General features: G+C 66.4%; 16 protein-coding genes. 3 read left to right on the forward strand and 13 right to left on the reverse strand.

Annotation, left to right across the window (positions count from 1 at the left end; genetic code table 11):
- Nucleotides 1–34 precede the first annotated feature (34 nt).
- Complete coding sequence (locus tag RLN94_RS00845) at nucleotides 35–2044, reverse strand: LysM peptidoglycan-binding domain-containing protein (RefSeq protein ID WP_350125019.1); 2010 nt, start codon at nucleotides 2042–2044, stop codon at nucleotides 35–37.
- A gap of 101 nt (nucleotides 2045–2145) precedes the next feature.
- On the opposite strand from RLN94_RS00845, the gene RLN94_RS00850 reads away from it, so the two are divergent.
- Nucleotides 2146–2697: an LOG family protein gene (locus RLN94_RS00850; protein WP_350125022.1), complete on the forward strand. Its 552-nt coding sequence runs from the start codon at nucleotides 2146–2148 to the stop codon at nucleotides 2695–2697.
- On the opposite strand, the gene rarD is transcribed toward RLN94_RS00850, so the two are convergent.
- The 12 genes from rarD to RLN94_RS00910 form a co-directional block, all read right to left on the reverse strand.
- On the reverse strand, nucleotides 2658–3554 hold the full coding sequence (gene rarD, locus RLN94_RS00855; RefSeq protein ID WP_350125025.1) for an EamA family transporter RarD: 897 nt from the start codon (nucleotides 3552–3554) through the stop codon (nucleotides 2658–2660). The two genes, RLN94_RS00850 and rarD, sit on opposite strands and share 40 nt — an antisense overlap.
- 79 nt (nucleotides 3555–3633) lie before the next feature.
- A complete protein-coding gene (locus RLN94_RS00860; protein ID WP_350125028.1) occupies nucleotides 3634–4092 on the reverse strand; it encodes a baeRF12 domain-containing protein in 459 nt (152 codons plus the stop codon).
- A gap of 1 nt (nucleotide 4093) precedes the next feature.
- Nucleotides 4094–4315, reverse strand: coding sequence for a hypothetical protein (locus tag RLN94_RS00865; protein ID WP_350125031.1), 222 nt, complete (start codon nucleotides 4313–4315; stop codon nucleotides 4094–4096).
- A gap of 89 nt (nucleotides 4316–4404) precedes the next feature.
- Nucleotides 4405–4872, reverse strand: a complete 468-nt coding sequence (locus tag RLN94_RS00870) for a hypothetical protein (protein WP_350125034.1) — start codon at nucleotides 4870–4872, stop codon at nucleotides 4405–4407.
- A 105-nt stretch (nucleotides 4873–4977) separates the two neighbouring features.
- Nucleotides 4978–5577 carry a superoxide dismutase gene (locus RLN94_RS00875; RefSeq protein ID WP_350125037.1) on the reverse strand — a complete coding sequence of 200 codons (600 nt, stop codon included), beginning with the start codon at nucleotides 5575–5577 and terminating at the stop codon, nucleotides 4978–4980.
- A gap of 155 nt (nucleotides 5578–5732) precedes the next feature.
- On the reverse strand, nucleotides 5733–6302 hold the full coding sequence (locus RLN94_RS00880; protein WP_350125040.1) for a sarcosine oxidase subunit gamma: 570 nt from the start codon (nucleotides 6300–6302) through the stop codon (nucleotides 5733–5735).
- Nucleotides 6295–9309 (reverse strand): sarcosine oxidase subunit alpha family protein, encoded by a 3015-nt coding sequence (locus tag RLN94_RS00885; RefSeq protein WP_350125043.1) that lies wholly within the window; start codon nucleotides 9307–9309, stop codon nucleotides 6295–6297. The genes RLN94_RS00880 and RLN94_RS00885 overlap by 8 nt, the downstream gene beginning before the upstream one ends.
- Nucleotides 9306–9635 carry a sarcosine oxidase subunit delta gene (locus RLN94_RS00890; RefSeq protein ID WP_350125046.1) on the reverse strand — a complete coding sequence of 110 codons (330 nt, stop codon included), beginning with the start codon at nucleotides 9633–9635 and terminating at the stop codon, nucleotides 9306–9308. The genes RLN94_RS00885 and RLN94_RS00890 overlap by 4 nt, the downstream gene beginning before the upstream one ends.
- A 108-nt stretch (nucleotides 9636–9743) precedes the next feature.
- Nucleotides 9744–9974 (reverse strand): hypothetical protein, encoded by a 231-nt coding sequence (locus RLN94_RS00895; RefSeq protein ID WP_350125049.1) that lies wholly within the window; start codon nucleotides 9972–9974, stop codon nucleotides 9744–9746.
- A 210-nt stretch (nucleotides 9975–10184) separates the two neighbouring features.
- On the reverse strand, nucleotides 10185–10547 hold the full coding sequence (locus tag RLN94_RS00900; RefSeq protein ID WP_350125052.1) for a hypothetical protein: 363 nt from the start codon (nucleotides 10545–10547) through the stop codon (nucleotides 10185–10187).
- 174 nt (nucleotides 10548–10721) lie between these two features.
- Nucleotides 10722–10988: a hypothetical protein gene (locus RLN94_RS00905; RefSeq protein WP_350125055.1), complete on the reverse strand. Its 267-nt coding sequence runs from the start codon at nucleotides 10986–10988 to the stop codon at nucleotides 10722–10724.
- A gap of 253 nt (nucleotides 10989–11241) precedes the next feature.
- Nucleotides 11242–12486 (reverse strand): sarcosine oxidase subunit beta family protein, encoded by a 1245-nt coding sequence (locus RLN94_RS00910; protein WP_350125058.1) that lies wholly within the window; start codon nucleotides 12484–12486, stop codon nucleotides 11242–11244.
- Between the two features lie 201 nt (nucleotides 12487–12687).
- Between RLN94_RS00910 and RLN94_RS00915 the strand changes: the two genes are divergently transcribed.
- Together RLN94_RS00915 and RLN94_RS00920 are read left to right on the forward strand one after the other, a co-directional pair.
- Complete coding sequence (locus RLN94_RS00915) at nucleotides 12688–12951, forward strand: ribbon-helix-helix domain-containing protein (RefSeq protein ID WP_350125061.1); 264 nt, start codon at nucleotides 12688–12690, stop codon at nucleotides 12949–12951.
- Nucleotides 12952–12957: 6 nt separating this feature from the next.
- Complete coding sequence (locus RLN94_RS00920) at nucleotides 12958–13278, forward strand: type II toxin-antitoxin system RelE/ParE family toxin (RefSeq protein ID WP_350125064.1); 321 nt, start codon at nucleotides 12958–12960, stop codon at nucleotides 13276–13278.
- Nucleotides 13279–13349 lie beyond the last annotated feature (71 nt).

The raw sequence follows: 13349 nt of genomic DNA on the forward strand, positions 1-13349 counted from the left end.
GGGTGCCGGTGGGGCCTGCCTGCCGTGTGGGCGCTCAGTTCGGGACCGTGAAGACCTGGCCCGGGTAGATCAGGTCGGGGTCGCGGATGCGGTCGCGGTTGGCCTGGAAGATGCGCACGTAGAGCACGCCCTCGCCGTATTTGTCGCGGGAGATGGCCCAGAGCGTGTTGCCCGGCTGGACGGTGATGGCCTGGATCTTGCGGGTCGTGTCGCGGGGGCCGAGAAGTTCCTGATCCTCGCGCTTGAAAGGGGTTTCGACGCGCGACAGAACGGTGCCGTCTTCGTCGACCTCGTCGATGCGGAGGGTGTAGACGCCGGTGTCGACCTCGGGCAGTTCCGAGCGCCAGTTGCCGTCTTCGGAGATGCGCGAGGTGGTGATGGGGGTGTTGTCGAGGTAGACGCGCACGAAGCCGTCGCCCTGGGCGCGGCCGGCGAGTTCGACCTCGCCCGCGTCGTTGTAGGTGATGGCGTCGAGCGCGACGGTGGACATGACCTCGGGCGCGGTGTCGCCGGGGCTGGGCGGCTGGATGACGCTTACGCCGGAGGCGTCGGAACGCAGCACAGCCTGCGAGGTGGCGCCGTCGGTGTCGGGTTCGGGATCGGCCGGGGCCGGGTCAGCCGGCTCGGGGGCGGAGGTGCCGATATCGGCGCTGGCCAGTTCGGCGGGTTCGTCCGGTTGGTCTGCCGTCGCGTCCTGTTCCTGAAATTCTTCCGCGCCGGTGGCGGCGGTCACGTTTTCCGGGTCGGAGGTGTCGGCCTCGGCGGGCGGGTCGGTTTCGGCGGTGATCGCCGGTTCGGCGGGAGCGGAGGTTTCCGGATCGGTATCGGTTGTTTCGGACGCGTCCACGCCGGTCGTGGCGGTGTCGGCCGGTTCCGGCTCCTCGGGTTCGGCGGTTTCCACGTCGAGAGCGGCGGTGTCGACCGGCTCGGACGTTTCGGTGGCGGGCTCGGCGGTCTCGGTTGCGCGGTCCTCCGTGCCGGGTGCCGGCTCGGCCCCGTTGGCCGAGGGGGTGCCATCGGCTTGTCGATCCGTGGCGGCCTGGTCCTGAGGCGCGGTATCGGAGCTGGCGATCTCGACCGGGGTGTCGGTTGAACCGGTGTCATCGCCGGGCGCGCTCGTGGAGGCGGAGGTGGCGGTGTCTGCCTGCCCGTCTGCCGCGGGCTGGTCCTGGGGAGCGGGTTCGGCGGTGCCGATTTCGACCGTGGCGTTGGTGGCGCCGTTGGTGCCGGAGGCGGTGCCGACCTGGTCGGTGGAGTCGATGCCCGCGATTTCCACCGGGCTCTCAGCGCCCGTCTCGCCCGTCGTACCAGTCGCCACGTCCGCCGTTCCGGAGGTGCCTTGCGTGGAGTCTTGGGTCGCGCCATTCGTGCCGGCCTCGGCCATGGCGATGGGGGGCGTGGGAGCGATGATGATCTCGTCGAGCGAGACGATATCCTCGCCCGTGTCGGGGGAGTGCATGGTGAGGGTCAGGATGCGGGGGTCATCGCTGCTGTCGACGTCGATGAATTCGACGAAATCACCATTGGCATCGGGGGTGACGGTGGTCAGCACCTCGTCATCGACAAGGATCGAGACATCCCAGCCGGCCTTGCCGGTGCCGGCGACGAGCATCTGGCCGTCTGGGGTGAGGCGGAAGAGGCTGATAGCGGGGGCGTCGGGCTTGTCCTCGGCCTCGGCGGTGCCGGCGGTGTCGCCGGTTTGGTCGGCCGGGTCGGTCGCCGCGGTGCCCTCGGGCTGAGAGGCGGGCTCGGTGTCGGGGTTGGGCGCGTCGCCGGTGGTGGCGGTGGCCAGCGGTTCGGGGCTGTCGGTTTCGGGTTGGTCGGATGCGCCCGCGTCGGTGGCCGGAAGGTCCTCGGGTGCGGTTTCGGTGTCCGGCGCCGCCTGCCCTTCGGTCTGGACCATCGCGGTCGGTTCCGCCTCGGGGCGTTCGGGTGCCGGGTTGAAGACACCCGCCACGTAGAGCCCTACCACCACGAGGCCGGCAGCCACCGCCCCCACGATGACAACGGATTGACCGCCCCCCAGTCCAGCCATTTTGCTCATTCAAATCCTTCCGCCCCAGGCCATGCGCCGCATGGTTGCCGGAGAATATCAACACCGCTATCTAGGGTCAAAACAACCCTTTTGCAAATTCCGGTGATTTCATGGCAGTACGCTCGGTCTGTGTCTTTTGCGGCTCACGTTCGGGGGCGAAGCCCCGTTACGAGGCCGAGGCGACGGCGCTGGGGCGGTGGATCGCGGACGAGGGCTGGCGGCTGGTGTATGGCGCGGGCGATGTGGGCCTGATGGGCGCGGTGGCCCGGTCGGCGCAGGCCGCAGGCGGCGAAACCTTCGGGGTGATCCCCGAGCACCTTGTGCGCTGGGAGGTCGGGAAGACCGACCTGACCCGCTATGTCGTGACCGAGACGATGCACGAGCGCAAGAAGGTGATGTTCATGAATTGCGACGCCATCGTGGTGCTGCCGGGCGGTGCGGGGTCGCTGGACGAGTTCTTCGAGGTGCTGACATGGCGGCAGCTGGGCCTGCATGAGAAGCCCGTGGTGCTTCTCAATACCGACGGGTACTGGACCCCGCTGACCGCGCTGATCGACCACGTGATCGCCGAAGGGTTCGCCGACGAGACGATCCGCGGGTTCATCACCGTCTGCGACGACGTTCAGACGCTGGGCGGCACCCTGCGCGCGGCCCTGTCCTGACGCCACATGGCGGTGGTGTAGATCGCCAGCGCGGTCCAGATCAGCGCGAAGGCGATGGCGTGCCAGAGGCTGAAGAGTTCGCGGAATATGAGCGTGGCGATAAGGAACTGAAGGCTGGGATTGATATATTGCAGCACGCCCACGGTCGCGAGCGTCAGGCGGCGGGCGGCGTAGCTGAAGAGGATGAGCGGCAGGCCAGTGAGCGGGCCGGACAGCATCAGCAGAAGCGTAGTGGAGGTGTCGGCGGCGAAATGGCCGGTGCCGGCGCGGTGGGCCACCCAGAGAATTGCCAGCGCGATGGGCGCCAGGAGCAGCACCTCGGCGGTGACCGATACGACGGGGCCGATGCTGAGCCATTTCTTGGCGACGCCGTAAAGTGCGAAGGTGGTGGCGATGATGAGTGGAATCCATGGCGCGGCGCCGTAGCCCGCGGCCAGGACCACGACCGCCAGCCCCGCCAGCGCGACGGCGACCGACTGCGCCCGGCCCAACCGTTCGCGGAAGAAGATGGCGCCCATCAGGACGGAGGCCAGCGGAAAGGTGTAGTAGCCCAGCGAAGCCTCGATGGCGTGGCCGATCTGGATGGAGGTGATGAAGATCAGCCAGTTGCTGGAAATCATCAGCGCGGCGAAGGCGAGGATCGCGAGATCGCGCCGGTGCGAGATGGCCTGTCGCAGGACGCCGAGGCGGCCCTGAACGGTCAGGACGCCGGCGAAAAAGACGAGCGACCAGAGGCTTCTGTGGGCCAGAACCTCAAATGGCGGCACGTGGTCCAGCAGCTTGTAGTAGAGAGATGCGAGGCCCCAGATGGTACAGGCGGACACCATCGCCGCGATGCCCTTGCCGCTGTCTGTCATGTCGCCCCTCGCCTTGCCTGTCCGCGCCGCCTTGCTGACGCAGGACGGCGCGGAAGACAAGCCGGTTTAGGGGCGCGGTTCAGGCGGCCGGGTCGAGCTCGTCCTTCAGCAGCTTCTCGACCTTGTCGAGCGGGTGGTTGGTGAGGTCCTTCGGCATGTCGGCGACGACGCGCGAGGCCACTTCCTTGTGCATCTTGTCGCGCAGCTCACCCAGGACCCGCGGTGGGGCGATCAGGACGATCCGCTCGAAGGCGTTCTTGTGGGCGTACTTGTAGAGCATCTCGGCAAGTTCGTCGGCGAAACGGTCCTTGGCGAGCTGGTGCCAGTCGGCCTCCTGCATGGAGGAGAGCTGTTGAACGCCAGTGTCCTGCATCCGGCCGGGCTTGTCCGTGCCCTGGTCGGAATCGGAGGGGTTTTCCTGTTCCTCGATGCGGATGACGTTCAGGTCGGGGTCCTTCTCGTCAAGGTCGTTGCGCAGGAAGAGGGCCTTTTCGCCGTCGGCGATCAGTACCCAAGTGCCGTGGGTCAGCGTGCTCATGTCATTCGTCTCCTCTGTCCGATCCGTGGTCGCGTTCGTCGGCGCCGGTGACGCGGGTCGCACCGGCAGGCTTCTCCTTGGCGCGCTTTTCCTCGTCGCGGGTGCCGATCTTGCGGGTCAATGTGCCGCCCGCGCGGCCCTCCTGATCAGGCTTCTCGGTGGATTTGTCGACGAACTTGTCGCTGTCGCGGCTGCCGTCCTTCGATCTCTTGCGCTCAGCCATCTTGGCGCCTCCTTATCGTTGGTGGTCTGGATAGGAAACGCGCAGGGCGAGGCCCGGGTTCCGGGGGCGACGCGGGGGAAAAGGCGGCGTCAGCGCAGGGTGAGCGTGACCTGCCGCCGGCGGCCGAAGGCCGTGAGCCAGAATACGGCGCCGAAGACCGCGCCAAGGGCGAGCCCCACGAGCAGCCAGGGAAGCGGGTTGCCCACGGCCCAGAACACGAGGCCCGTGCCGGCGGCGCCCGATGCCAGGGCATCGCGGTAGGTTACGGTGCTGGACCGCCGTGCCAGGAAAAACCAGAGGAGGAGGACGAGCACGGTCACCGGCAAGGCCAGGATCGCGCCGAAGATGGCAGAGAACCAGAGGTCGTTCCATGGATCGAGACGCCGGGCGGATCGTTGGGCGTCAGACAATAGCTGTCCGCCCCAGTTGAACAAGACGCCGACTGCGTAGGCGGCAAGGCAGCCCTTGAGGACCGGGACGATTTGCATGTGCTGCCCTTTCGGTGGCCTTCTGGTCGGGCAGGCATTGGCGCCTGTACAGTCTCTGGAATAGATCATCCTTGGCCGTCCTGTCACCGGTGGCGCCGGCAGATACGCGCCCGCTCGACGCAAAAAGGCCCCGCCGTATGGCGGGGCCTTTCGCTGGAATGGCAGGGTCCTGGCTTACATGCGGCCGGCGACGTTTTCCCAGTTCACCAGGTTGTCGAGGAAGTTCTGCAGGTAGGCCGGGCGCTTGTTGCGGAAGTCGATGTAGTAGGAATGCTCCCACACGTCGCAGCCCAGAAGCGCTGTCTGGTTGAAGCAGAGCGGGTTGACGCCGTTCTCGGTCTTGGTGACCTTGAGGCTGCCGTCGGTGTCCTTGACCAGCCAGGCCCAGCCCGAGCCAAACTGACCGGCGCCGGCGGCGGCGAATTCTTCCTTGAACTTGTCGACCGAGCCGAAAGACTCTTTCAGCGCGTTCTCGAGCTCGCCCGGCATGCCGGTACCGCCCGGCGCCATCATTTCCCAGAACTGGTTGTGGTTCCAGTATTGCGAGGCGTTGTTGAAGATCCCCGACTGTGCGACGGCGTTCGGGTCGTAGGTGCCCTTGATGATCTCTTCGGCGGATTTGCCTTCCCACTCGGTCCCGGAAATGGCCTTGTTGCCGTTGTCGACATACGCCTTGTGGTGAATGTCGTGGTGATACTCCAGCGTTTCCTTGGACATGCCGCTGTCGGCCAGCGCGTCGTGTGCGTAAGGAAGATCGGGAAGTTCAAAAGCCATATCGGACCTCTCGTGCGTTATTGCGTTAAACCTGTGGCAATACATGTGATCGGGGGGGCAGTGACGTCAAGGCGTAACTTGCGAAAACGGCGGAGGGCGGCCGCCGATGGCGCCGCCCCCCTTGTTTCATTGCGCGATGCCCGCCTTGGGGCGGATCAGGCGAAGTAGCCGACCTCGCCGCCCGGTTCGGCCGCGTCGCAGAGAAGGCCGTAGACGTATTCGGCGACCGAGCGGAAGCAGACGATGCGGATGGTTCCCGCGTCGGTCATCCAGACGGCCGCGGCGACCTGAGCCATGCGGGTGCGGCGGATCGCGCCCGGCTCGAAGGCGCCCAGGGACATGTCGACCGGGCAGAGCTTGGCGATCACCTCGCGCACCCCTGCCCCGCTGATCTCGAACATGGCGCGGGCGTCGGAGACGTTGACGGCCAGGTAGTGCTCGCCCTTGAGCGCGGTGTCGATTTTCGAGAGCGCGTCGGTGGCGCTGGCGTAGGGGACCATGACGAGCAGCTCGTCGGGCGACATCCAGGCGGCCCCACTGTCGCCGGAGGCGGTGATTTCGCGCTGGCCGGGCATGGCGGCGCCGGTGGCGTCTTTCACTGCCTTGGTCACCTTGGTCGAGCCGAGATCGCCGCGCAGGGTGATCATGCCCTGAAGCCCTGAGTCGCGGACGGAGACCGTGCCGTCGAAGGATGCGCCCTTGAGCGCGCTGACTGCGTCAGACATTCTGCTTCTCCCCGTCCTTGTCGTAGAAGATGGGATCGACGATTTTCGCCTTCATGACGGTGCCGTCGAGTTTCGGGAACTCGATCACCTCGCCCATTCGGTCGGGACCGTCGAGCACGAGGCCCATGGCGATGCCGCGACCCAGCGTGGGCGAATGGTAGGTCGAGGTGACGCGCCCTTGGGTCTTGCGCTGGCCGTTGGCGTTGGTGCCCTCAAGCGTGGCGTAGGCCCCGTCGGGCAGGACGCCGCCATCGGTGGTTTCCAAGCCCACGAGCTTCCAGCGCTTGGGGTCGGCCATGTGCTTGCGTTCCTGGGCACGCTTGCCGAGGTAGTCCTCTTTCTTCTTCGAGATCGCCCAGTCGAGGCCGAGATCCTGCGGGATCACGGTGCCGTCGGTCTCGTCGCCGATCATGATGAAGCCCTTCTCGGCGCGCATGACGTGCATCGCCTCGGTGCCGTAGGGCATGACGCCGAACTCGGCGCCCGCCTCCATCAGCGCGTCCCAGATGGCGCGACCGTGCGAGGCCGGGATCGCCAGCTCGAAGGAGAGCTCGCCCGCGAAGGAGATGCGGTAGCAGCGCACCGGCACGCCCGCGACGGTGATGTCCTTCCAGCCCATGAAGGTCAGGGCCTCGGCGCTGACGTCATCCTGGGTCAGCTTTTCCAGCACCTTGCGGGAGTTGGGGCCGGCCACGCCGATCTGGGCGTATTGTTCGGTCACGTTGGCGACGTAGACCTTCCAGTCCCACCATTCGGTCTGGAGCCATTCTTCCATGTGGCCATGGATGGATTCAGCCCCGCCGGTGGTGGTGTGGCAGAGGAAGGTGTCCTCGTCGATCCGGGCGACGACGCCGTCATCCATCAGGAAGCCGTTCTCGTTGCACATCAGGCCGTAGCGGCAGCGGCCCGGTTTCAGCGTGCTCATCATGTTGGTGTAGAGCATGTCGAGGAATCGGCCGGCATCGGGCCCCTTGACGATCAGCTTGCCGAGCGTCGAGGCGTCGAGCAGGCCGAGGCTGTCGCGGACCTGTTTGATCTCGCGGTTGACGGCATCATGCCGGGTTTCGCCCGGTTTGGGGTAGCTGTAGGCGCGGCGCCACTGGCCCACAGGTTCAAAATCGGCGTGATTGTCGGCGTGCCATTCGTAGATCGGCGTCTTGCGAAGGGGCTGGAACAGCGGGCCCTTCGCTTCGCCCGCGATGGCCGACATGGAGATCGGTGTATAGGGCGGGCGGAAGGTGGTGGTGCCGGTCTGCGGGATCGGCTGGCCGAGGGAGTCGGACAGGATGGCGAGACCGTTGATGTTGCTCAGTTTCCCCTGGTCGGTGGCCATGCCGAGCGTGGTGTAGCGCTTGGCATGTTCAACGGATTCGAAACCCTCGCGGGCGGCGAGCTGGATGTCGGAGACCTTCACGTCGTTCTGGTAGTCGAGCCAGGATTTCATGCGGAGCTGGATCTTGGCCCCCTGCGGCATGAGCCAGACCGGCTGAAGCGGGGCCTCGCCGATAGTGGCGGCTTTCGGCGCGTCGGTCTGCTTGGGCGTATGGCCGAGGGCCTTGGCCGCGGCCTTGCCGGCTGCATGGGCGTCGGTGAGGACACCAGCGAGAGACAGCTCGCCATTGGCGGCGCCGGCGGCGATCACGAAGGGTTCCCCGGCGTCACCGGTCGGGGCCTTATCCACATCCGGGCGGAAGCAGGCCTGCGCCTCGTCCCAGAGCAGCTTGCCGCCGCAATGGGACCACAGGTGCACCACGGGCGACCAGCCGCCAGACATGGCGACGGCGTCGCACTTGATCTCTTCCAGGACGGCGCCTTCACCGGCCTGAGCACAGATCTCGACGGCTTCGACCCGCTTGCCGCCCTTGACCTTGGCGATGGCCTTGCCGTTCTCGACGCGGATGCCCATGGTGCGGGCCTTCTGGGCGAGCGCGCTGCCGCCCTCGGGGCGGGCGTCGAGGATGACGGGCACGTCGAGGCCGAGGTTTTTAAGGGTGATCGCGGTGCGGTAGGCGTCGTCGTTGTTGGTGACGACCACGGTACGGTCGCCGACGGAGACGCCGTAATCGACCGCGTAGTCGCGCACCGCCGAGGCCAGCATGACGCCGGGGATGTCGTTGCCAGCGAAGCTGAGCGGGCGCTCGAGGGCGCCGGTTGCAGTGATGATCTGACCCGCGCGGATGCGCCAGAGGCGGTGGCGGGGGCCTTTCGCATCTGGCTGGTGGTCGGTGACACGCTCGTAGCCCAACAGGTAGCCGTGGTCGTAGACCCCTGCCCCCATCATCCGGGTGCGCAGGGTGACGTTTTCCATAGCCTCAAGCGCCGCCACGGTTTCGTCCACGAACTTATCCACAGGCTGGCCGTCGACCTCGCCGCCATCGACCGGAGAGCGGCCGCCCCAATGGGCGGTCTGTTCCATGACGAGCACGCGGGCGCCGGCCTCGGCCGCGGCTTTCGCCGCCTGCAGGCCCGCCACGCCGCCGCCGATCACGGCGACGTCGACGAAGGCGTAGAAATGCTCATAAGTGTCGTTGTCGCCGCCCTTGGGCGCGCGGCCCAGGCCCGCCGACTGGCGGATGAACGGTTCGTAGACATGTTTCCAGAGCGGGCGGGGATGCATGAACATCTTGTAGTAGAAGCCCGCCGGCAGGAAGCGCGAGAAGAGCTTGGAGTTGATCTCGCCCACGTCGAACTCGAGGCTGGGCCAGTGGTTCTGGCTTTCGACGGTGAGGCCGTCGAACAGCTCGGTCGTGGAGGCGCGCTGGTTGGGCTCGAAATCGGCGCCTTTGCCCATGTTGAAGAGCGCGTTGGGCTCTTCCACGCCGGAGGCGACGATGCCGCGCGGACGGTGGTACTTGAAGGACCGCCCGACCAGCATCTGGTCATTGGCCAGCAGGGCCGAGGCGAGCGTGTCGCCCGCGACGCCGCGCAGCCGCTTGCCGTTGAAGGTGAAGTTCAGCGGTTGGCTCTTGTCCAGAAGCCGCCCGCCGGTGGCAAGGCGCGTGCTCATGCGAATTCTCTCCAGCTCCAGCCCGGCTTTTTGGCCGAGATCCTGTCCTTGATGTCCTGCGGGGGCTCGGTGGTCTGGGCGGGATAGGTGCCGTAGACCTCGAGCGTGACGGTGTCGCGGGCGGCGTGGAACCACTTGCCGCAGCCATGGGCGTGGCGCCAGCGTTCGAAATGGACCCCCTTGGGGTTCACCTTTTCGAAGAGATAGCCGTGGAACTCGTCATCCGACGAGCCCGGACCGAAGCGCTTCAGGTGCGCCTCGCCGCCGCCGGCGAACTCGGTCTCCTCGCCTTTGACGCCGCAATAGGGGCATTCAAGGATCAGCATGCGCGTCTCCACCGTTCTTGAGTTGGGTTGTGGGGGATGGGATGTGCGTGGCGCACGGAAAGGGCGGGCGCCGGAAGGCACCCGCCCTGGAATTCGGTCGTCAGGTCGTCAGTCGGCTGTTGTTGTGCCGGTGCCGGTCGCGCCGTCAGCGGCAGCGGGTGCGCTGGCCTCGCCTTCGGTGTCCGCGGGGGCGTAGCTGAACGCGCTGAAGAGCACGAGCGCGCCGAGTATCGCGAGTACGACCACGAGCACGGTGAGCCGCCCGCCGCCCGAGCCGACATCATTGCCGCTGCGGGTGAAGTCGGGCATGTTGCTCGATCTTTGCCATTCGTAGGACATGGGCATTCCTCCTGTTTCGGTGACAGGGAGGTTGCCCGCATGAGCAGGGCGGCGGAAGGATGAGCGGAAATCCCCGGCCGATCCGTGCGAAGGACCGCGTACGGGCCGGGAGTCTGTAGGCCGGTTTCCGCTGTTGCAGGGGCCCGGCCGCTCAGGGCGAAGCCACGCCCGAAAGGACGCGGCTTCGTTGTCTCGAGACGGGTCGGGCCGTTAGTTGGCGGCGTCGTCCGCAGCTTCGTCGGCAGCGCCGGCGGCATCGTCTGCCGTTTCTTCGGCGGCGCCGGCCGTAGTCTCGGCGGCGTCTTCCACCGCGCCGGCCGCGTCGTCGACCGCGCCTGCGGCGTCATCGACAGCGCCTTCGCTGCTTTCGACGTTGACGTCGACGTCACCGCCGGTCGTGCTGGTTTCGAAACCTCCGTAGATGGCCCAGAACAGGACGCCCACCGCAACGATGAGGCCGCCCACGAGCAGGGCGATGCCGGCTCCGCCGCCTCGCCGCTCTTCGGTGCGCTCGATATAGGTGTGGTCGCGTTCGTGGTTGGTGTCGCGGGTATGATCGGTCTGGTTTGACATGGGTCGATTCCTTTCGGACATGTTTCTCCCAGATCAACGAGGCCAAGGCGGTCGCGGTTCCCGTTCTGCCGCGCAAGTGACGCGTATGGGCCATTTTCCGCCCGCTCGACCCTGGCCATGGCAAAGGCGGGCACCCACTGGCGCCCGCCTGCGTGACCGGAAAGGTCGCGTGCGTTACTGGCCGTCGGCTTCCATGACGGATTGCGGAACGGCGCCGCCATCTTCACCGTCGGCCGGTGCGCTGACGGCAGGCTCGGTGCCGCTGCCGGTCTGCTCATCCGGGCCGAAGCCGGTGAGGATGGTGAGGAACAGGGCACCGCCGGCGATAAGGACGACGAGGGCCCAGATTTGCCAACCGCTGCCACGGCCTTCTTCGAGCTGGTACCGGGGCATGCGCTGGTAGCGCTGGATGTTCGGGTCGTAGTCGAGTTCACTAGGCATGGGACGATCTCCTCTCCTTGGTGAGATAGAGATAGGAGCGCCGGACATGCATGGGGAGGATGGACCGGCCTGCCCTGCAGGGACGGGCCATTTGGTGCCATTTCAGGGGTTTGGCATGGGCCGGTTCCCGCCAGATTCCGTGCCTGCCGGTCGCTTACAGGCGATTTTCGCACAGAGAGTACGAAAATCGGCGCCATCTGTGCGTCAAATGCCGGGGCGGCCTTCAAGGGCAGGCTGACGGTCCGGGCGTGCATCAGTGCGCGACCCCGGCCGCGACGGATTCGTCGATGAAGCGGCCTTCGCGGAACCGGTCGAGCGAGAACTCGTCGGTCAGCGGCGAGTAGCCCGTCGCCATCAGCTCGGCGAAGCCCCAGCCCGAACCGGGGGTGGCCTTGAAGCCGCCGGTGCCCCAGCCGCAGTTGATGAAGCAGTTTTCCAGCGGGGTTTTCGACAGGATGGGCGAGCGGTCGCCGGTCATGTCGACGATGCCGCCCCATTGCCGCAGCATCTTGAGCCGCTGGATCATCGGGAAGGTTTCGCAAAGCGCGCGCACGGTTTCCTCGACATGGTGGAAGCTGCCGCGCTGGGTGTAGTTGTTGTAATTGTCGGCGCCGCCGCCGATCACCATCTCGCCCTTGTCCGACTGGCTCATGTAGCCGTGGACGGTGTTGGCCATGACGACCACGTCCATGCAGGGCTTGATGGGTTCGGAGACGAGCGCCTGAAGTGCCACCGACTCGATCGGCAGACGGAAGCCCGCCATGTCGGCGAGGTGGCCGGAATGGCCGGCCACGACGATGCCCAGCTTGTCGCAGTCGATATCGCCGCGGTTGGTGCTGACGCCCTTCACCTTGCCGTTTTCGGAACGGATGCCGGTGACTTCGCATTTCTGGATGACGTCCATGCCCATGGCCGAGCAGGCCCGGGCGAAGCCCCAGGCCACGGCGTCGTGCCGGGCGGTGCCGCCGCGCGCCTGCCAGAGACCGCCGAGAACGGGGTAGCGCGGGCCTTCGAGGTTGATGATCGGCACGATTTCCCGGACGCGCTGGGGCGTGATGAACTCGGTCTGGACGCCCTGCAGCGCGTTGGCCTGGGCGGTGCGCTTGTAGCCGCGGACCTCGTGCTCGGTCTGGGCGAGCATGATCACGCCGCGGGGGCTGAACATGACGTTGTAGTTCAGGTCCTGGCTGAGGGTTTCGTAGAGGCTGCGGGATTTCTCGTACATGGCGGCCGAGGAATCCTGCAGGTAGTTGGAGCGGATGATGGTGGTGTTGCGGCCGGTGTTGCCGCCGCCCAGCCAGCCCTTTTCGAGGATGGCGACGTTCTTGATGCCGTGGTTCTTGCCAAGGTAATAAGCGGTGGCGAGGCCGTGGCCACCGGCGCCGATGATGATGGCGTCGTACCGCTTGCGCGGCTCGGGCGAGTGCCAGGCCTTCTCCCACCCCGTGTGATGCCGGAGGGCTTCTTTGGCGATGGCGAAGGCGGAATATCGTTTCATGCGCGCTCTCAGATCAGATGGATTCGCAGCCGGTCTGCATGGAGGTGGTAATGCGATATCTCCGGCGCAGGCAGGATATCCGGCGCGGCATAAGATATGCGATTCGCGACATGGGTTGATTGCGGGCTCGGGTCGCGAGGATTGACAGACCGGCGGGCCATAGTCATACTTGGTCATACCTCGAAGATCGGAGACCGGTGCATGACCGTGAAGACCACCATCAGCCTGACCGACCGCCATCACGCCTATGCCAGGCGGTTGGCCGAGGAGGGCCGGCACGGGTCGCTCAGCAGCGTGGTGGCGGCCGGGTTGGAACAGATGATCCAGGATGAAGCTGAACGCGACGCGGCCCTTTCGGCGATGGAACAGGCGATCCGCGACCGGATGACCGCGCCGGACGAGGAATGGCGCGAAGGCGTGGACGACCTGTTCGAAGGGGCGCGGACCAAGCTGGCCGGGCGGTAACGGGGCGTGGGCCGGTACAGGCTGCTTCGGCATCCGCAGGTTGCGACCGATCTGGATGATATCCTCACGCTGATTGCCGAGTATTCCGTGAAGGACACTGCCCTGCGCATTCTTGGCGAGATCGAGACGGCCGTGCGTGGGTTGGCCGACCTGCCGCATGTGGGCACGGTGCGTGACGATATTCACCCCGGTCTCAGGGCCATTCCCGTGGCGCGCAAGGGTGTGATCTGTTTCGCCGTGGATGATGAGAGGCAGGAGGTCCGCATCGTCGCGATCGGCTATGCCGGGCGGGAATGGGCGCGGATGGTGCGGGGGCGCGGGCGCTGACCTGCGACCATCTGCACCTGCTTGCCTCTTTTGCTTGGGCGCCGGCCCGGCTACATGGGGGCAAGTTACGG

It is taken from the genome of Roseovarius sp. (genome assembly GCF_040223625.1).
GTDB lineage: Bacteria > Pseudomonadota > Alphaproteobacteria > Rhodobacterales > Rhodobacteraceae > Roseovarius.